The organism is Billgrantia aerodenitrificans (assembly GCF_021404405.1).
In the GTDB taxonomy this organism is placed as follows: Bacteria; Pseudomonadota; Gammaproteobacteria; order Pseudomonadales; family Halomonadaceae; genus Halomonas; species Halomonas aerodenitrificans.
On the sequence record NZ_JABFTV010000001.1, the window covers coordinates 503,847 to 521,218 of the forward strand.

The 17,372-nt window shown below is 65.3% G+C and carries 17 protein-coding genes; 14 read left to right on the forward strand and 3 right to left on the reverse strand.

The annotated features are described in order from the left end of the window. Positions 1-27: 27 nt before the first annotated feature. Positions 28-504, reverse strand: a complete 477-nt coding sequence (locus HOP59_RS02435; protein WP_010629733.1) for a peroxiredoxin — start codon at positions 502-504, stop codon at positions 28-30. 191 nt (positions 505-695) lie between these two features. Between HOP59_RS02435 and dapA the strand changes: the two genes are divergently transcribed. The 13 genes from dapA to HOP59_RS02500 all read left to right on the forward strand — a co-directional run bounded on the left by dapA (position 696) and on the right by HOP59_RS02500 (position 14,995). Next, positions 696-1,580: a 4-hydroxy-tetrahydrodipicolinate synthase gene (gene dapA, locus HOP59_RS02440; protein ID WP_010629732.1), complete on the forward strand. Its 885-nt coding sequence runs from the start codon at positions 696-698 to the stop codon at positions 1,578-1,580. Between the two features lie 50 nt (positions 1,581-1,630). After that, positions 1,631-2,602: a hypothetical protein gene (locus tag HOP59_RS02445; protein ID WP_026038272.1), complete on the forward strand. Its 972-nt coding sequence runs from the start codon at positions 1,631-1,633 to the stop codon at positions 2,600-2,602. Continuing rightward, positions 2,602-3,408, forward strand: a complete 807-nt coding sequence (locus HOP59_RS02450; RefSeq protein WP_234252693.1) for an MBL fold metallo-hydrolase — start codon at positions 2,602-2,604, stop codon at positions 3,406-3,408. The genes HOP59_RS02445 and HOP59_RS02450 overlap by 1 nt, the downstream gene beginning before the upstream one ends. A gap of 43 nt (positions 3,409-3,451) precedes the next feature. Beyond that, positions 3,452-4,165 carry a phosphoribosylaminoimidazolesuccinocarboxamide synthase gene (gene purC / locus HOP59_RS02455; protein ID WP_234252694.1) on the forward strand — a complete coding sequence of 238 codons (714 nt, stop codon included), beginning with the start codon at positions 3,452-3,454 and terminating at the stop codon, positions 4,163-4,165. Positions 4,166-4,414: 249 nt separating this feature from the next. Next, the gene (locus tag HOP59_RS02460) at positions 4,415-7,405 is read left to right on the forward strand and encodes a xanthine dehydrogenase family protein molybdopterin-binding subunit (RefSeq protein ID WP_234252695.1); all 2,991 of its coding nucleotides are present in this window, start codon (positions 4,415-4,417) and stop codon (positions 7,403-7,405) included. Next, the gene (locus tag HOP59_RS02465) at positions 7,402-8,247 is read left to right on the forward strand and encodes an FAD binding domain-containing protein (RefSeq protein WP_234252696.1); all 846 of its coding nucleotides are present in this window, start codon (positions 7,402-7,404) and stop codon (positions 8,245-8,247) included. Before HOP59_RS02460 ends, HOP59_RS02465 begins: the two co-directional genes overlap by 4 nt. Continuing rightward, positions 8,231-8,758, forward strand: a complete 528-nt coding sequence (locus tag HOP59_RS02470; RefSeq protein ID WP_234252697.1) for a (2Fe-2S)-binding protein — start codon at positions 8,231-8,233, stop codon at positions 8,756-8,758. The genes HOP59_RS02465 and HOP59_RS02470 overlap by 17 nt, the downstream gene beginning before the upstream one ends. Next, entirely contained in the window at positions 8,751-10,280 is a 1,530-nt protein-coding gene (locus HOP59_RS02475) for an AMP-binding protein (protein ID WP_234252698.1), read from the forward strand. The genes HOP59_RS02470 and HOP59_RS02475 overlap by 8 nt, the downstream gene beginning before the upstream one ends. A 35-nt stretch (positions 10,281-10,315) precedes the next feature. Then, positions 10,316-11,119 carry an enoyl-CoA hydratase/isomerase family protein gene (locus HOP59_RS02480; protein WP_234252699.1) on the forward strand — a complete coding sequence of 268 codons (804 nt, stop codon included), beginning with the start codon at positions 10,316-10,318 and terminating at the stop codon, positions 11,117-11,119. 42 nt (positions 11,120-11,161) lie between these two features. Next, positions 11,162-12,439 carry a benzoate/H(+) symporter BenE family transporter gene (locus HOP59_RS02485; RefSeq protein ID WP_234252700.1) on the forward strand — a complete coding sequence of 426 codons (1,278 nt, stop codon included), beginning with the start codon at positions 11,162-11,164 and terminating at the stop codon, positions 12,437-12,439. Positions 12,440-12,478: 39 nt separating this feature from the next. Beyond that, on the forward strand, positions 12,479-13,453 hold the full coding sequence (locus HOP59_RS02490; RefSeq protein ID WP_234252701.1) for an XdhC family protein: 975 nt from the start codon (positions 12,479-12,481) through the stop codon (positions 13,451-13,453). Continuing rightward, complete coding sequence (locus HOP59_RS02495; RefSeq protein WP_234252702.1) at positions 13,443-14,039, forward strand: nucleotidyltransferase family protein; 597 nt, start codon at positions 13,443-13,445, stop codon at positions 14,037-14,039. Before HOP59_RS02490 ends, HOP59_RS02495 begins: the two co-directional genes overlap by 11 nt. Positions 14,040-14,143: 104 nt before the next feature. Continuing rightward, positions 14,144-14,995 carry a helix-turn-helix transcriptional regulator gene (locus tag HOP59_RS02500; RefSeq protein WP_234252703.1) on the forward strand — a complete coding sequence of 284 codons (852 nt, stop codon included), beginning with the start codon at positions 14,144-14,146 and terminating at the stop codon, positions 14,993-14,995. Positions 14,996-15,034: 39 nt separating this feature from the next. Here HOP59_RS02500 and tsaA read toward each other — a convergent pair whose 3' ends face one another. Continuing rightward, positions 15,035-15,799 (reverse strand): tRNA (N6-threonylcarbamoyladenosine(37)-N6)-methyltransferase TrmO, encoded by a 765-nt coding sequence (gene tsaA, locus HOP59_RS02505; RefSeq protein ID WP_234252704.1) that lies wholly within the window; start codon positions 15,797-15,799, stop codon positions 15,035-15,037. 85 nt (positions 15,800-15,884) lie between these two features. Between tsaA and HOP59_RS02510 the strand changes: the two genes are divergently transcribed. After that, positions 15,885-16,421 carry a GNAT family N-acetyltransferase gene (locus tag HOP59_RS02510; RefSeq protein WP_010629718.1) on the forward strand — a complete coding sequence of 179 codons (537 nt, stop codon included), beginning with the start codon at positions 15,885-15,887 and terminating at the stop codon, positions 16,419-16,421. Between the two features lie 46 nt (positions 16,422-16,467). Here HOP59_RS02510 and nadC read toward each other — a convergent pair whose 3' ends face one another. Further along, the gene (nadC, locus tag HOP59_RS02515; RefSeq protein ID WP_234252796.1) at positions 16,468-17,322 is read right to left on the reverse strand and encodes a carboxylating nicotinate-nucleotide diphosphorylase; all 855 of its coding nucleotides are present in this window, start codon (positions 17,320-17,322) and stop codon (positions 16,468-16,470) included. Positions 17,323-17,372: the final 50 nt, after the last annotated feature.

Consider the following 17,372-nt stretch of genomic DNA (forward strand, 5'->3'; position numbering starts at 1 on the left):
GCGGAGCAAAACGCCCCTTGCGCTGTCTCACTTGCTGGCGTGGAGTTCCCGGGCGGCTTCCAGCACTTCCTGAGCGTGCCCATTGACCTTGACGCCGCGCCACTCGCGGGCGAGCTTGCCTTCGGCATCGATCAGGAAGGTGCTGCGTTCGATGCCGAGATGCTCCTTGCCGTAGAGCTTTTTCAGCTTGATGACGTCGAACAGCTTGCAGACTTCCTCGTCCTTGTCGGAAATCAGCTCGAAGTTGAAGGCCTGCTTGGTCTTGAAATTCTCCTGGGCGCGAATGCCATCCCGGGAAATGCCGAGGATGACCGTGTCGACGGCATCGAAGTCGGCCTTGCGGTCGCGAAAGTCGCCGCCCTCGGTGGTACAGCCGGGCGTGCTGGCCTTGGGGTAGAAGAAGATCACGACCTGACGCCCCTTGAACTGGCTGAGGGAGAGGGTGGTGTCGCCGGTGGCGGTGGCAGTGAAGTCGGGAACGGGCTGTCCGATGGCAAGCGTCATGACGCCTCCTGTGGTCGTTTGAAAGCGTTTCATTACACGCAGGTCGGCGTTCGCTGTCAAAGAGCCCGTCGGCGTGCTGTACAGGCCTGTGCGGCCTGAGTACCATTTACCCTTTGCTCGCGGCCGTGTCGAGCCATGGTCGTGGGTGCGGCAGAGCGCTATTGCGTGCTATTGCGTAGAGGAACGAGAGGATGATCACTGGCAGTATCGTCGCCCTGGCGACGCCGATGAAGGCCAATGGCGACATCGACTGGGAGGCGTTGCGCCGCTTGGTGAACTTCCACCTGGAGAACGGTACCGATGGCATCGTGGCAGCCGGCACCACCGGTGAGCCCACCACCATGTCGTTCGCCGAGCACTTCGACGTGATTCGCGCCGTGGTGGAAGAGGTCGACGGTCGCATTCCGGTGATCGCCGGCACCGGGGCCAACGCCACTTCCGAGGCCGTCGAGCTGGCTCGCTATGCCAGCGAAGTGGGTGCCGATTACTGCCTCTCGGTATGCCCCTACTACAACAAGCCAACCCAGGAAGGGCTCTATCGCCACTTCAAGGCCGTGGCGGAGGGCAGCCGCCTGCCGGTGATTCTCTACAACGTGCCCGGCCGCACCTGTTCCGATCTCTACAACGAGACCGTGATGCGCCTGGCCGAGGTCGACAACATCATCGGCCTCAAGGATGCCACCGGTAACCTGGAGCGCGCCGAGGACCTCATTTCACGGCTCAAGGGCAGCGGTTTCATGCTCTACTCCGGCGACGACAGCACCGCCTGCGAGTTCATGCTGATGGGCGGCAACGGTGACATCTCGGTCACTGCCAACGTGGCGCCCAAGGCCATGCATGAGCTGTGCGTGGCGGCGGTGGCCGGCGATGCCGACCGTGCGCACCAGATCAACACACGACTGATGCCGCTGCATACCAACCTGGGCATCGAGTCCAATCCGATACCGGTCAAATGGGCGCTGCACCGCATGGGGCTGATCGACCAGGGCATTCGTTTGCCGCTCACCTGGCTGTCCGGCAAATACCATGCGACGGTGGACGAGGCCCTGCAACTGGCCGGCGTGATCGACGATTGAGGCGAGTGGGAAGCCCCGCCGCCCTGAGAACCTGACTGCAAGGTGACTGCATGAATTCTGCGCTGAAATGGATGCCGCTGGTGGCCGTGGCCGCCCTGGCCACGGCCGGCTGCGCCCGCGAAGGCTTCTACGACGACCGCAACATCGACTACGTGAGCGCCCAGCGCAGCGCGCCTCTGGTATTGCCCGAAGGGCGTAACGAACAGCGCTATCGCGACGCCATGCCGGTGCCGCAAGCGCAGGGCAGCTTGCGCCCCAGCGACGATCGTTTCCGCGCCCCCAGCCCCACGCGCCTGGCTTCTGGCGGCGCGGTGGAGCGCGATTTCGTCGAGCGGCGTGAAATCGGTACCGACCAGTGGCTGGTGGTGGCGGCCGACCCGGGCATGGTGTGGCCGCAGCTGCAGGACTTCACCCGCGCTCGCGGGCTGCAGGTGCAGGCGAGCGACGATGCGCGCGGCGTACTGGAAACCGCCCAGGGCCGCCTGAGCGTACGTCAAGGGCTGCGCGCCGGTGACAGCGAAGTGCGCTGCGACCTGAACGGCCGTCCGGTGGCCGCCTGTCTGGATGCGCTGGAACAGCACTTCAGTGCCCGTAGCGCTACTGCCAGCGCCGCCTCCCTGGCCGGCCAGCAGATCGCCAGCGAAGACCGCCTGAGACTGGAGCAGCTTTCCAGCGGCGAGTGGGTGGTGCGCATTCCGCTCGACGTCGACCGCGTCTGGGCTGAACTGAACCACCAGTTGCAAGCCGACTTTGCCGTCGAGGGGCGGCGCGAGCTGCTCGAGCAGAACCCGCAGCAGCACGACTTCCTGGTCAACTACATGACCGTCTCGGAGCGTGGTCGTGGCTTCCTGCAGATCGCCTTGAGTCCCGACGTGCGCCAGATGCCCCAGGAGATCCGCCTTGTGCTCGAGGCCGAAGGTCCCGAACGCACCACCCTGCGGGCCGTCAACGAGAGCGAGCGACGCTTCAACGAAGAGGACGCCCGTGAGCTGCTCGAGCGGGTGTCGGGCCTGCTGCGCTGATGCCGAAAGGCAAGGGCGATACGCCGTTGTCGAGCGCTGGCAAGCTCAGCTTTGCCTCGCTCGGCAGCGGCAGCAAGGGCAACGCGACCCTGGTCAGCGACGGCGAGACCTCGGTGCTGGTGGATTGCGGTTTCGGCCTGCGCGAGACCGAGCGCCGGCTGGCACGTCTTGGTGTGCATCCGCGCCAGCTCGATGCGGTGCTGGTCACTCATGAGCACGGCGACCACCTGCGCGGCGTAGGGCCGCTGGCACGCCGCCATGGGGTGCCGGTCTACCTCACGCCGGGTACCTGGCTCTCCGGGCGTCTCGGCGAGGTGCCCCAGCGCCACTGGATCACGCCGCAGGCGCGCTTTGCCGTGAAGAGCCTGGTGATCGACCCGATCACGGTGCCCCACGACGCCCGTGAGCCGGTGCAGTTTCGCTTCGAATCCCGTGGCTGCCATCTGGGTGTATTGACCGATCTGGGCCATCCCAGCGAGCACGTCATCGAGGCATTCCGTGGTTGCGATGCCCTCATTCTCGAGTGCAACCACGATCGCCACATGCTCGAGATCGGCCCTTATCCGCCGCAGCTCAAGCGGCGCGTGGGCGGCAACTGGGGGCATCTGGCCAACATCCAGGCCGCGGCGCTGCTGCAGCATTTGGGGCTCGATCGCCTGCAGCGCATCGTCTGCTCGCATCTGTCCGAACACAACAACCGCCCCGAGCTGGCTCTCGAGGCACTCACGCCGCTGCTCGACGGCGACGCATCACGCCTGACGATTGCCGCCCAGGACAGCGGGCTGCAGTGGCAGGCGATCCGCTGAATTGCCACGCTAAGGTCATTGCCTTCACCTTCTGGAGACCCCCATGGAAAAGCGTCAAGAACTCTACGCCGGCAAGGCCAAATCGGTGTACGCCACCGACGACCCCGATCTGCTCGTCTTGCATTTCCGTGACGACACCAGCGCCTTCGACGGCGAGCGCATGGAGTCGCTGGCACGCAAGGGCATGGTCAACAACCGCTTCAACGCCTTCATCATGGAGAAGCTGGCCGCGGCGGGCATTCCCACCCACTTCAAGAAGCGTCTCTCCGACACCGAGAGCCTGGTCAAGAAGCTCGAGATGATTCCGGTGGAGTGCGTGGTGCGCAACATCGCCGCCGGCGGCCTGGTCAAGCGCCTCGGCGTGGAAGAGGGGCGCGAACTCACGCCGCCCACCTTCGAGCTGTTCCTCAAGAACGACGCGCTGCACGACCCGATGATCAACGAGTCGCTGGCCGAGACCTTCGGCTGGGCCACGCCCGCACAGCTCGCCGAGATGAAGTCGCTGACCTTCAAGGTCAACGAGGTGCTCAAGCAGCTGTTCGCCGACGGCGGCCTGCTGCTGGTGGACTACAAGCTGGAGTTCGGGCTGTTCAAGGGCCAGATCGTGCTGGGCGACGAGTTCTCGCCGGACGGCTGCCGCCTGTGGGACGCCGAGACCCGCAACAAGATGGACAAGGACCGTTTCCGTCAGGGCCTCGGCGGTGTGATCGAGGCCTACGAAGAGGTGGGGCGTCGTATCGGCGTCGAGTTCGACTGAGCCACTGCTGACGAGGGACTCCAGCATCGTGACAGGAAGGCGGCCCAAGGGCCGCCTTCCTGCGTTCGAAAGCCGTGTGTGTGCACTGGCGACGGCTCCTTATCCTTTAGTTGCAATTCAGACTCTCGGGTAAAAGTGCCGATGATGGGGCCAAACTCCATCCCGCCGAGCAAGGCCGATCGGCGAGCGACTCCATAGACTTCTCTCCAGATGGCAACCGATTCCGACACGGCCATCGCGGAGGAGTGAATGAACGCTTTCGAGCCAGCCTTGCGGGAGGGGCAGTCGGGCCAAATTGGCCGCCGGCAGCCGCGCATCGAGGACGATGCCCTGCTGCAGGGGCGTGGTCGCTATGCCGACGACCTGGCGGTGGCGCCAGGCACCCTGCATGCCGCCGTGCTGCGTTCACCCCATGCCCATGCCCGGCTGGTCGGCCTGGACGCCTCGCCGGCGCTGGCCATGCCTGGCGTGCATGCCGTCCTGACCGGCGAGGACGTCAAGCGCTGGGCGCGGCCCTTTCCGGTCGGCGTGCGCCAGCCCATGGAGCACTGGTGTCTGGCCGTCGACAAGGTGCGCTACGTCGGCGAACCGCTCGCCGTGGTGATGGCCGAGAGTCGCTACCTCGCCGAGGACGCCCTCGACGCCATCCGCGTCGACTACCAGACGCTGCCCGTCGCGGTGGATACCGAGGCGGCCATCGCAGCCGACGCCCCGCTGCTCCATGAGGCAGTCGGCAGCAATGTGGTCAGCGAGCGCCACTTTCGCTATGGCGACCCCGAGCAGGCCTTCGCCGAGGCCGAGCATCGCGTCGCGCTCAAGGTGCGCGTGCCGCGCAGCTCCTGTACGCCGATGGAGTGCTACGTGGTGCTCGCCGAGTATGACCCAGCCAGTGCCAGCTATGATGTACTCGCCAACTTCCAGGGCCCCTATGCGCTGCATACGGTGATGGCTCGTGCCCTCAAGGTACCCGGCAACCGCTTTCGGCTGCGTACCCCGCCGGACTCCGGTGGCAGCTTCGGCATCAAGCAGGGGGTCTTTCCCTATGTGGTGATGATGGGGTTGGCCGCCCGCAAGGCCGGCGCTCCGGTGAAATGGGTGGAGGATCGCCTCGAGCACCTTCAGGGGGCTTCCTCGGCTACCAATCGGATGACCGAGATAGAGGCTGCAGTGACCCGCGATGGGCGTGTCACCGCCCTGTACTGGGATCAGGTCGACGACTGCGGCGCTTACCTGCGTGCGCCGGAACCGGCCACTTTCTACCGCATGCACGGCAACCTGACCGGTGCCTATGCGATCCGGCATCTTGTCGTGCGCAACCGCGTCGCGCTGACCAACAAGACGCCCACTGGACTCAACCGCGGCTTCGGCGGGCCTCAAATCTATTTCGCCCTCGAGCGGTTGATGCAGCGCATCGCCGTGGAACTCGACCTCGATCCTCTCGAGGTGATCCGTCGCAACCTGGTGCCGTCCGGCAGCTTTCCCTATCGGGCCGCTGCCGGAGCATTGCTCGACTCTGGTGACTATCCCGCCGCTGTGGAACAGGGCATTCACGAAGGTGGGTTGGAGGAACTGCTGGCGCATCGTGAGACAGCCCGCCGCGAGGGACGGCTCTACGGCATCGGCTACACCGTGGCGGTGGAACCCTCGATCTCCAACATGGGCTATATCACCACCGCCATGACGCCCGAGGAGCGGCGTAAGGCCGGCCCCAAGAACGGGGCGGTGAGCACCGCCACGATCAGCGTCGGTCCGCTAGGCGACGTCAGCGCTCATGTCTCGTCGACGCCGCAAGGGCAAGGGCATCGCACGGTGGTCGCCCAGGTGATCGCCGAGGTGCTCGGGGTGCCGCTTGAGTCGATCAGCGTCAATGTCGAGCTCGATACCGGTAAGGACGCCTGGTCGATCGCCTCGGGCAACTACTCCAGCCGCTTCTCAGGCGCCGTGGCCGGGGCGGTCTACCAGGCGGCGGTGAAGGTGCGCGATCGCCTGGCCGGTATCGCCGCCGCTCAGTGGCAGGTGGAGGCCAGTCGCATCCGCTTCGCCGAGGGGCAGGTGATAGTGAACGACAGTGAGCTGTCGATGCCCTTTGGCCGCCTGGCCGGCGCCACCCACTGGGCGCCGGGCACACTGCCCGAGGACGAGCCGGGCGGGTTGCGCGAGACGGCGTTCTGGTCGCCGCCTCAGCTCGAGGCGCCGGACGATGACGATCGTATCAACAGCTCGCTCTGCTACGGCTTCATCTTCGACTACTGCGGGGTGGAGGTCGACCGCATCACCGGCCAGGTGAGACTCGACCGCTATGTCACCCTGCATGATGCTGGCCGCCTGCTCAATCCCGATCTGGTCGATGGACAGGTGCGTGGGGCCTTCGCCCAGGGGCTCGGTGCGGCACTGATGGAGGAATTTACCTACGGCGACGATGGCAGCTTCCAGTCCGGCACCTTCGCCGACTATCTGGTACCGACCAGCGTCGAGGTGCCTGAACCACTGATCCTGCACAGGGAGACGCCGTCGCCGTTCACCCCGCTGGGTGCCAAGGGGGTGGGTGAGGGCAACAACATGAGCACCCCGGTGTGCATCGCCAATGCCGTGGCCGACGCCTTGGGCATCGCGGACATCGAGTTGCCGCTGACGCCGTCCAAGGTGCGCACGCTGATCGGCATCGAGGAACCTGCGCGGCCCCAGGGAGTGGGCGAGGATCAGACGGCTCCCGCAGCAGGTGGCGGCTCGCGGCTCACCGCCAGCGACTCGGTGACGCTGCCGGGCAGCCCCCAGGCGGTCTTCGACACCCTGCTCGATCCCGAGACCCTGCAGGCGATCATCCCTGGCTGCCATGCCCTGGAGCTTACCGGCGAGAACGCCTACCGAGCCGATGTCACCGTCGGCGTGGGGATGATCCGCGCGCGCTTCGATGCGCAGGTGGCACTCTCCGACCTCGACCCCCCGCACGGTCTGCGGCTTTCCGGGGCCGGCACCAGTGCCATGGGCTCGGCGGAGGGCAGTGCGCAAATTCGGCTGACCGAGGTCGAGGGCGGCCAGACGCGACTCGACTACGACTACGACGCCGCCGTGGGCGGCAAGGTCGCCTCGGTGGGCGGGCGCATGCTGCAAAGCGCCTCGCGGATGATCATCGGCCAGATTTTTGCGCGCCTGGCCCAGCGCATGGGCGGCGCCGCACCACGGCTGTCACTGTGGCAGCGCCTCAAGGGCCTGTTCGCCGGCCGGGGAGGTCGCTCATGAAACCTGCTGCATTCGATTACTGGCGGCCGAGCAGCCGTCGCGAGGCCTGTGAGTTGCTTCACGAACATGGAGATGAGGCGCGACTGATCGCGGGTGGGCAGTCGCTGATGGCGGTGCTCAACATGCGCCTGGCCCAGCCCAAGCACCTGCTCGATATCGCCGGTATAGAGGATCTGCACTACATCGAGCGGCGTGACGATCACCTGGCGGTGGGTGCCGGGGTGACCCAAGCCGAATTGCTGCAGTATCCCGGTCTCGCCGAGGCGGTCCCGTTGCTGGCCCTGGCGATGCCCTGGATTGGCCATTGGCAGACCCGTAACCGCGGCACGGTATGCGGTTCGATCGCGCATGCCGATCCCAGCGCCGAGCTGCCGCTGTGTCTGGCCACCCTGGGAGGGCAGGTGGTACTCGAGAACCGCCGCGGCAAGTCGCGCCGGGTCATGGCGGAGGACTTCTTCCAGGGGGTACTGACTACCGACCGCCGTCAGGACGAGCTGATCACCGAAGTGCGCTTTCCCCTGGCGAGGCCGGGCGCGGAGTACCGATTCCGCGAAGTGGCCATGCGCCACGGTGACTTCGCCATTGTCGCGCTGGCGGCGGTGGTCGACAGCAACCGCGTCACCCTCGGCGTGGGTGGCGTCGCCGACCGCCCAGTGAGTCGCGAACTCGCCCGCCACGCTGACCCGAGCGAGGCCCTTAACGCCCTCGCCTGGTCCTTGGGCGCCGAGGATGATGCCCATGCCACGGCGGCCTATCGCCGCCAGTTGATCCGCGAGCTCGGCCGGGAGTTGATCGCCGGCGGGCCAAGAGACGAGGAGAACGCCCATGCACGCCAGGGCTGACCAGCGCATTCGCGTGACCCTGACCCTCAATGGTCGCGAGCGCAGCGGCTACGCCGAGCCCCGCACCCAGCTGTGTGACTTCCTGCGCCACGAGCTGGGGGCCACCGGCACGCACGTGGGCTGTGAGCATGGCGTGTGCGGTGCCTGCACGGTGCGCGTCGACGGTCGTGCCAGCCGCAGCTGCCTGATGCTCGCGGTACAGGCCGAGGGTCGGCGGCTCGACACCGTCGAGTCGCTGGCAGAAGAGGAGGGCCTTTCCGATCTGCAACAGGCTTTCCGGCGTCATCACGCCCTGCAGTGCGGCTTCTGCACCGCAGGCATTCTGATGTCCTGCGAGGAGTTCCTGGACCGTGTGGCCGACCCCAGCGAGGCCCAGGTGCGCGACATGTTGTCGGGTCATCTGTGCCGTTGCACCGGCTATACCGGCATGGTCCAGGCGGTACTCGACGTGGCCCGGACGCGCCGCGAGGCGACCGTGCCTGACAGTCAACAGGAGAACAACGATGTTTGATCTTGGTCGCAGTTTTCTTGCCTCGGTGGAGCGTCGCCCCCGGGCGATTGCCATTTCCGATGGCGAGCTACGCAAGACCTATGCCGAATGGTTCGCCGATATCCAGAGCGTGGCCAGGAGCCTCGAAGCGATGGGCCTGGCCAAGGGGGACCGTCTGCTGGTGGTGATGCAGAACCGCTGGCAGATGGCGACCCTGCACTGGGCCTGCCAATTCGCCGGGATCGTGGTCACCCCCCTCAACTGGCGATCCACGGCCCGGGATCTGAGTTACTGCATCGAGGATGCCGAGGTCAAGGCGCTCGCCTATGACACTTCGGTGACCGAAGCGGTGAACGGCTGTCCCGAGGCACAGCGGCTACCACGCATCACTGCCGGAGGGGTCGAGGACATCGGTGCCCATGACTTCGACGCCCTGCTCGGTGTGGACGGTGAGCTGGTATTGCGTGCCGACGCCGAGGATGTCTCGTTGATGCTCTACACCTCGGGTACCAGCGGCAAGCCCAAGGGTGTGCCACGCCTGCATCGCGCCGAGCGTGCCGCAGCGCTGGCCCATGTGGCACAGAACCTCTATCGCCACGACGAGTGCACCCTCGGCGTGATGCCGCTCTATCACACCATGGGCGTGCGCTCGCTGCTGTCGATGGCGCTGATCGACGGCCACTTCGTCTGCGTGCCGAAGTTCGATCCCGCGGCGACGCTGGACGCCATTGAGCGTGAGGGCGTCACCAACCTCTACCTGGTGCCGACCCTCTACCACATGCTCATCGAGCACCCCGAGTTCTCACCGCCGCGGGTAGCCGGCGTCGACAAGCTGGGCTTCGCCGGCGCGCCGATGAGTGCGGGGCTGATGGCACGGGTTCAGGAGGCCTTCCAGCCCAGCCTGTTCGTCAACCACTACGGCAGCTCCGAGATCTATACCTTCACCATCGACCAACGGGCCAGTGACAAGCCGGGCTCATCGGGTCGGCCTGCGCTCAACCAACGCATCCGGGTGGTCAGGGTGGGCGCCGAGTCGCCGGACGAGATCCTGGGCGTGGGGGAAGAGGGCGAGATCATCGCCGACATGGCCGGCGACGAGGCCTTCCAGGGCTACTGGCACCGCCCCGATGCCGACCGCAAGGCGCTCAAGGAGGGCTGGTACTTCACCAGCGATACCGGCTACTTCGACGCCGACGGCGACCTGTTCGTCACCGGCCGTGTCGACGACCTGATCATCACCGGTGGCGAGAACGTCAGCCCGGTGGAGATCGAGAATGTGCTCTCGGTGCACCCCCAGGTGGAAGAGGTCGTGGTGGTGGGGCTGGCCGATGAGCAGTGGGGCGAGGTGGTCACCGCCTTCGTCAAGGCCCGACAGGCCCTCGACGAGGGCGCACTCGATCGGCACTGCGTCGATTCTGGCCTGGCCCGCTTCAAGCGCCCGCGGCGCTACGTCTTCGTCGACGAGATTCCCAAGTCCCCCGTGGGCAAGATCCTGCGCCGCGTGCTGCGCGAACAGGGAAGCCCCAGCACACGACCTCACTGACAACCGAACAACCGAACCGATAAAGGAACCATGACATGACCAGTACCGACGTGAACACCATTCTGGCCAGCGACTTCGACGGTTTCAGGGTCCAGGTCGATGCCGAGGCCGAGCGTGCCGACATCATCCTCGACCGTCCGCCGCTCAACGTGATCTCGATGCCCCAACGCGACGAGCTGCGTCGCGTGTTCGAGGCGCTGGACGCCCATGACGGCGTGCGCGTCATCGTGCTGCGTGCCGAGGGCGAACACTTCTCCAGTGGTGGCGACATCAAGGGGTTCCTCGAGGCATCACCCGAACATGTCTCGAAGCTCGCCGACAACGTGGCCGCCCCGGCGCGTTGCTCGAAGCCGGTGATCGCCGTCAACCGTGGCTATACCTTCGGCGTCGGCTTCGAGCTGTCATTGGCCTGCGATTTCCGCATCGCCTCCGAGACGACTCTCTATGCTCTGCCGGAGCAGAAATTGGGGCAAATCCCGGGGTCCGGAGGCTCTGCCCGCCTGCAGAAGATCATCGGCATCGCCCGGACCAAGCACATGGTGATGCGTGCCAAGCGCATCGGCGGTGCACAGGCGCTGGCGTGGGGTATCGCCAGCGAGTGCGTGCCCGATGACCAGCTGGAGAGCGCTACCCAGGCCTTGGTGGACGAACTGCGCGGCTTTTCACCGCTCGCTCAGCGCACCGCCAAGCGCCTGATCAACGACAACGAGGATGCTCCGCTGTCGGTGGCCATCGAAATGGAAGGCCACTGCTACAGCCGGCTGCGAACCTCCAGCGACTTCCGCGAGGGTGTCGAGGCCTTCCATGGCAAACGTCGAGCCGTCTTCACCGGTGAATGACCCGTACCCCAATGACATAACAACAACCCCCGGAGAGATACCATGCAAGCACACGACAATAACGGGGTCAGCCCCACGCCAGCTGCGGTAGTGGACGCCAAGCGTCCGCTGCTCAAAGACCTGACCCGGGTCTTCACGGCCAAGTCGATCAGTGCAGGCACCGTCGCCGCACTGTTCGGTTGCTCGGGGCCGGCGCTGATCGTGATCAGTGCCGCCGAGGCAGGCAATCTGTCCAATGGCCAGACCGTGGCCTGGCTGTTTGCCATCTATTTCCTGGGCGGTCTGATCAGTCTGATCATGGCCTCGCGCTACCGTATGCCGATCACCGGGGCCTACTCGATCCCGGGGGCGGCAATCATGATCGCCGCCCTGTCGACCATTCCCTTCAACGAGGCGGTCGGCGCCTTCATCATGAGCGGCGCTATCGTTCTCCTGCTGGGTGTCAGCGGAGTAGTAGGGCGTATCATGCGTTGGCTACCGATGCCGATCGTCATGGCGATGATCGCCGGCGCCTTGATCCGCTTCGGCATCGGTGCGGTGAACGCGGTGGGGGCCGCACCCTGGATCGCCGGCACGGCAGTGGTGGCCTTCTTCCTCAGCTCACGCTTCATCAAGACGGTGCCGCCGGTACTGGTGGCCGCGTTGGTGGGGCTCATCGTGGCCTTCGCCATGGGGGCCGTTCAGCCCGCCGAGGTGGACATCGCCTTCGTCGCACCGCAGTTCACCGCACCGAGCTTCACCCTGGGGGCCTTCCTGGCCATCTCCGTGCCGCTGGCGGCACTGGTGATCGGGGCCGAGAATGCCCAGGCCACCGGGGTGCTGCTGGCCGAGGAGTACCGCCCCCCGGTCAATGCCATGACCATCATCAGCGGCATCGGTGGCATGCTCGCTGGCCTCCTCGGCGGCCACAACGCCAACATCGCCGGGCCGATGACCGCCATCTGCTCCTCCGAGCAGGCAGGCGACGACAAGAGCACCCGCTATGGTGCCACCCTGGTGAATGGCGTGCTGTTCTGTGCCTTCGGGCTCTTTGCCGGTGCGGCGGTGCCCTTCATCCTGGCGTTGCCCAGCGCCCTGATCGGCAGCGTGGCCGGTCTGGCAATGATCGGCGTGCTGTTGGCAGCCTTCCAGCATGCCTTCTCCCGCCATCGTGGCCACCAGATCGGTGCCTTCGTGGCGCTAGTGGTGGCGATGAGCAACATCAGCCTGCTGGGGATCAGCGCTCCGTTCTGGGCACTGGTCTGCGGTATCGCGGTCTCCCTGCTGCTGGGTGAGAAGACGCTGGATCCCGACACCGAGACAACCAAAGTGGCCGATTGAACGCGGCTGCACCATCGGTGGCCATGAGAGGGTGGAGCGATGCGTGACCTCGATCATCAGGTAATCACCCAGGCGCTGGCCTGGGTCCGCGACGGCCACCCCATCTGGTTGTGCACCGTGCTGTCGACCTATGGCTCGGCGCCCCGTGGACCGGGCGCCATGCTGGTGGCGCGTCGCGACGGTCAGTATGTCGGCTCGCTATCCGGCGGCTGTGTCGAAGAAGCCTTTCTCGAGGAACTCATCGTTGGCGACTTCGACCGAATGGTGACCTTGCGTCGCTACGGTGAAAGTCGTGAGGAGAGCCGGCGTCTCGCCCTGCCCTGTGGCGGCGTGCTCGAAGTATTGATCGAGCACCGTGCCCCCGACGCCGCCTGGCTGGTGCACCTTGAGGTGCTGTACCAGGCCCTGCAGGGGCAGTGCCGCCTGGTACGGTGTGTCGATGTCGAAGCCGGCTCCTTTCAGGCTCGCGAGGATGACGTTGCCGAGGGGCCATGCGTGGTGCGCCGTCCCGCGTCCGTCGACATTCGTATCGGGCCCGTGCTGCGCCTGCTGCTGGCCGGCCTCTCGCCGGTGGCCGAAGCCTGTGCTCGCTTCGCCCAGGCGTTGGGCCACGAAGTGATCGTCTGTGACCCTCGACCGGAGATGTGCGAAGGGTTCAGTGTCGACGGGGTGACGGTGGTGCCGCAGTTACCGTCAGTCTTCATCGCCGCCGGGGGCTGCCATGCGGCAACCGCGGTGGTGGCCTTGACGCATGATCCGCGCATCGATGATCTGGCCATGATCGAGGCAGTGCGTACCGAGGCCTTCTATATCGGCGTGATGGGCTCGCGCCGGACCTCGGATGCCCGCGCCACACGGCTGCTGCGTTCCGGGGGGCTGTCCCAGGCCGATGTCGATCGCATCCAGATGCCGATCGGCCTCGATCTCGGCAGCAAGACCCCAGCCGAGATCGCCCTGGCCGTGGTAGCCGATATCGTACGGGTCTACCACGGGAAAGCCCGCGATGCCCTCTGACACCGTCGCTGCTCTGGTATTGGCAGCCGGTCGGGCGCGCCGCTTCGGCTGCGACAAGCGCCTGGCGCACCTGCCACAGCGTGGGCCGCTGCTGGCCGCCACGCTGGCGACCCTCCGGCCTCATTTCGGCGAGATTCGGGTAGTGGTGGGCATCGAGGATGATCCCGTCCATCTGGGCATTGCCAAGGATATTGGCACCATTGTTGCCGAGACGGCAGAACAGGGTATGGGAGCTAGCCTCGCCGCCGGTATCCGCATGCTTAGGGACGAGACTCAGGCTGCGGCAGTGGCGGTGATGCTGGGAGATATGCCTTGGTTGAGCGAGGCCACCTTTGCTCTATTGTGCTCAAGAGCTAGTGATCGGGCGATCGTGCGGCCCTTCTATCGGGGGCAGGGTGGGCACCCGGTGCTGTTCGGCCGCTGTTTCTGGGGCGCGCTCGAGCAGCTGACCGGCGACGAGGGAGCTCGCAGCGTGGTACGGCGGCATCGGGATGTCTGTATCGAGATCGAGGTTCAGGACCCGGGCGTCGTGCAGGATGTGGACCGGCCATTGGATCTTGCCTGGACAAGACATAATGGCCGCTGAGTGGCTTGCCATGCGACTTTGGTCTGGCTATGGCCGGGGCGCGAGTAAGAGATGGTACGCTGGCTTGTATCAGCATGCCTTACACTTCCACTGACGAGGACGTCATGTCGAGTGCACACCGCATCTTGCATGGCGAGTTTGGTCGCGTTGCCCTGCTGGACATGGATGAGTCGCTGGTGCCCCACGCCCATTCCGAATGCCATGTGCTGCTTAAGGTTTCCGGGGAGGATACCTATTTCTCGGTGCGTGATCGCCGGCTGCCGCTAACCGACAGGACGGCGGTGCTCATCAACGCCTGGGAACCGCACTTCTACGATCACCAGAGCGGTGCCGCCGACACTCTGATCCTGGCCCTCTACATCGAGCCGAGCTGGTTGGCGGCCTTGCAGCGTGGACTGGCGTTGAGCGGTCGCCCCGACTTCTTTTCCAACCCCTGCATCGAACTTACGTCCCGCATGCGGGATCATGCGGACCTGCTGATCGATGCCATGTTCTCTTTCGGCTTTGTGCCTCAGGGCAGGCTGGAAGAGCTGCTTTTCGATTTGCTGATCGGGATCACCGAGAAACATTCCGAATTGCGCCACCTTTCCAGGCTGCGAGTGGGCGTTGCCAGCGACTTCTACGATGCTCGAATTCGTCAGGCGAGCCAGTTCATTCTCGACCATCCCCAGGGGGAACTGGATATGGAAGGCATCGCCCGTCATTGCGGTCTTTCGCGGGCGCATTTCTTTACCCTGTTCAAGAAAAACACCGGCATGACACCGCAGATGTTTGCCAATATCGGCAAAATGCAGTTTGCGTTTCGCTGCCTATCGGAGAATCGCTCTGGCACCTTGGGTAACTTGTCGGAATCCTTGGGTTTCTCTGAGCAGGGGCACTTTACACGCTTCTTTCGCCGCCATATCGGGGCTTCGCCGAGTCAATACCGTAAGGTTGTCGACAATTATCTTTCCTAGAGCAATAGTAGTCGCGGTATTTAAATTACCGTCAAATTTCTAATTCCCGATGTCGATTTCGATCACGTGAATCCCTGACCTTCCAGTCAATGCTGTGCTTTCTACTTGGAAGCGCACATCGACGTCGCGCAAGCGTACGCCGTAGAGTCGCTCCTCGGCGCTCTTGCGGTAGGCGGGGCGAGGGTCCTGGGCCAACACCTGGCGGATGAGCTCGCGCAGCGAGGCGGCATCCGCGCGCGTGGCCAGCGTCGCTTCGGCTGCAGCGCTGAAACGCACCGCCAGCTGCGGAGGCGGGGCGGGGGCGTAGCCGGCTCGGGCATCGGGCAGTGCCTCCGCCCAGGGCAGGTAGGGTTTGATATCGAGCACCGGCGTGCCGCTGATCAGATCGCAGCCCGTCAGTGCTAGACGTACTCTCGCTCGATCGTCGTTTCCACCTATGTCGACCCCACCTATGTCGATCCTACTTAGTTTCACCAGCGACTGTCCCAGACGGTTTGGCCGATGGGTGCTGCGGCTGGCGAAGACGCCGACCTTGGCATTGCCACCGAGCCGCGGCGGTCGCACCAGGGGTGTCCAGCGCGCTGGGCTGTGATGAAAGACGAAGGTCAGCCACAGATGGCTGAAGGCCTCCAGGCCGCGTACGGCAAGCGGGTCGTCATAGGGCGGGACGAGGATCAGGCTGGCGCGTGCCGCCACGGCCAGGCCGGGTTGGCGCGGCACGCCGAACTTGTCGGGAAAGTCGCTTTCGATGTAGCCGATGGGCTGAACCGAATGGCTTTCCATGGGGAGATGTGGGTTGGTCATGAGCGGGATTATGCCTACCATTGGCCATAGCGGCGAGCTTGTGTACTCTGCTTGCCGTGACAGCCATGTGAGACGCGAGTAGATGATGGAAACGACGACCCCGAACGATTCGCCGTCCGCGGCGACCCGCTCGCCGCGGATCCTCTATCGTCAGGCCAAGGCCCGTGATGGGGCCGATCAGGCCGAAGTCTTCCATCATGCCGTGATGCAGGGAGCGGCCACGCACTACAGCGTGGCGGAGCGTGAAGCGTGGGCGGCGACAATGCCGCGAGAGAGCAGCGTATGGGCCGCCCGCCAGGCGCTTTACACCACGCTGGTGGCGACCTGCGACGGGCGCTGCGTGGGATTCCTGGAACTCGACGTGCCCGGCGGCCATATCCATACCCTGTATGTCTGGCCTTCACTGGCGCGGCGTGGCATCGGCTCGACGCTGCTGCTATATGCCGAGCGGATGCTGCTGGAGCACGGCCACGGCCGTGCCACCATCGATGCCAGCCGTATGCTGGCCGAGAGCCTGCTGCGGCGCGGCTGGCGGGACCTCGGCGTCGAGTGGGTGACGAGGGATGGTGTGAGGCTCGAGCGGCGGCGGTTGGAGAAGCCGCTCGCCGCCATCGAAACCTAGGCCTCGCCCGAAAACTGGCTGCGCTCGCCGACTTTTCAGGCGAAGCCTAAGCTGCTCGCAGTTCGACGATACGCATCGACAGGTCGATCGCCTTGACGTCCTTGGTCAGGGCGCCGCTGGAGAGGCAGTCGACGCCGGTAGCGGCGATCTCGCGCAGGGTGGTCTCATCGACGTTGCCTGACGCTTCCAGGGTCGCCCGGCCGGCGTTACGCTTTACCGCCTCGCGCATGTCGTCCAGCGTGAAATTGTCGAGCATGACGATATCGGCTCCGGCCGCCAGCGCCTGGTCGAGCTCATCGAAATTCTCCACCTCCACCTCAACCGGCAGATCGCGGGCGATGCTGCGCGCTTCCTTGACGGCGGCGGCGATACTGCCGCAGGCGGCGATATGGTTTTCCTTGATCAGGAAGGCGTCGTACAGCCCGATACGGTGGTTGTGCCCGCCGCCGCAGGTCACCGCGTACTTCTGTGCCAGGCGCAGACCGGGCAGGGTCTTGCGGGTGTCGAGCAGGCGCACGCCGGTGCCCTCGAGCAGATCGACGTAGCGCCGGGTGCGGGTGGCGGTGGCGGAGAGCGTCTGCAACAGGTTGAGCGCCGCGCGTTCCCCGGTCAGCACCCGGCGGGCGGGCCCTTCGATCTCGAGGAAGCACTGGTCGGCTTCGAGGCGGTCGCCGTCCGCGGCGCTCCAGCGTAGCTGAATGGTGGGATCGAGGCGGCGATAGATCTCCTCGACCCAGGCCACACCGCACAGAATGGCCGGCTCGCGGGTGATGACCCGGGCCTTCGCCCACTGCGACTCGGGGATCAACTGCGCGGTGATGTCGGCGGGGCCCACGTCCTCGGCCAGCAGGTGAGCGGCGGCTTCGCGAATCGCTTCGACTAGGGCGTCCTGGTAATGCATGGCGGGCCTTTTCATGTTCATGGAGCGTCGGGACCGTCATTATAGGGAAT

Excerpts from the sequence above, each read along its gene's own strand:
- HOP59_RS02435 (WP_010629733.1), bottom strand. The coding sequence starts at position 504 with ATGACGCTTGCCATCGGACAGCCCGTTCCCGACTTCACTGCCACCGCC.
- dapA (WP_010629732.1), top strand. The coding sequence starts at position 696 with ATGATCACTGGCAGTATCGTCGCCCTGGCGACGCCGATGAAGGCCAAT.
- HOP59_RS02445 (WP_026038272.1), top strand. The coding sequence starts at position 1,631 with ATGAATTCTGCGCTGAAATGGATGCCGCTGGTGGCCGTGGCCGCCCTG.
- HOP59_RS02450 (WP_234252693.1), top strand. The coding sequence starts at position 2,602 with ATGCCGAAAGGCAAGGGCGATACGCCGTTGTCGAGCGCTGGCAAGCTC.
- purC (WP_234252694.1), top strand. The coding sequence starts at position 3,452 with ATGGAAAAGCGTCAAGAACTCTACGCCGGCAAGGCCAAATCGGTGTAC.
- HOP59_RS02460 (WP_234252695.1), top strand. The coding sequence starts at position 4,415 with ATGAACGCTTTCGAGCCAGCCTTGCGGGAGGGGCAGTCGGGCCAAATT.
- HOP59_RS02465 (WP_234252696.1), top strand. The coding sequence starts at position 7,402 with ATGAAACCTGCTGCATTCGATTACTGGCGGCCGAGCAGCCGTCGCGAG.
- HOP59_RS02470 (WP_234252697.1), top strand. The coding sequence starts at position 8,231 with ATGCACGCCAGGGCTGACCAGCGCATTCGCGTGACCCTGACCCTCAAT.
- HOP59_RS02475 (WP_234252698.1), top strand. The coding sequence starts at position 8,751 with ATGTTTGATCTTGGTCGCAGTTTTCTTGCCTCGGTGGAGCGTCGCCCC.
- HOP59_RS02480 (WP_234252699.1), top strand. The coding sequence starts at position 10,316 with ATGACCAGTACCGACGTGAACACCATTCTGGCCAGCGACTTCGACGGT.
- HOP59_RS02485 (WP_234252700.1), top strand. The coding sequence starts at position 11,162 with ATGCAAGCACACGACAATAACGGGGTCAGCCCCACGCCAGCTGCGGTA.
- HOP59_RS02490 (WP_234252701.1), top strand. The coding sequence starts at position 12,479 with ATGCGTGACCTCGATCATCAGGTAATCACCCAGGCGCTGGCCTGGGTC.
- HOP59_RS02495 (WP_234252702.1), top strand. The coding sequence starts at position 13,443 with ATGCCCTCTGACACCGTCGCTGCTCTGGTATTGGCAGCCGGTCGGGCG.
- HOP59_RS02500 (WP_234252703.1), top strand. The coding sequence starts at position 14,144 with ATGTCGAGTGCACACCGCATCTTGCATGGCGAGTTTGGTCGCGTTGCC.
- tsaA (WP_234252704.1), bottom strand. The coding sequence starts at position 15,799 with ATGACCAACCCACATCTCCCCATGGAAAGCCATTCGGTTCAGCCCATC.
- HOP59_RS02510 (WP_010629718.1), top strand. The coding sequence starts at position 15,885 with ATGGAAACGACGACCCCGAACGATTCGCCGTCCGCGGCGACCCGCTCG.
- nadC (WP_234252796.1), bottom strand. The coding sequence starts at position 17,322 with ATGCATTACCAGGACGCCCTAGTCGAAGCGATTCGCGAAGCCGCCGCT.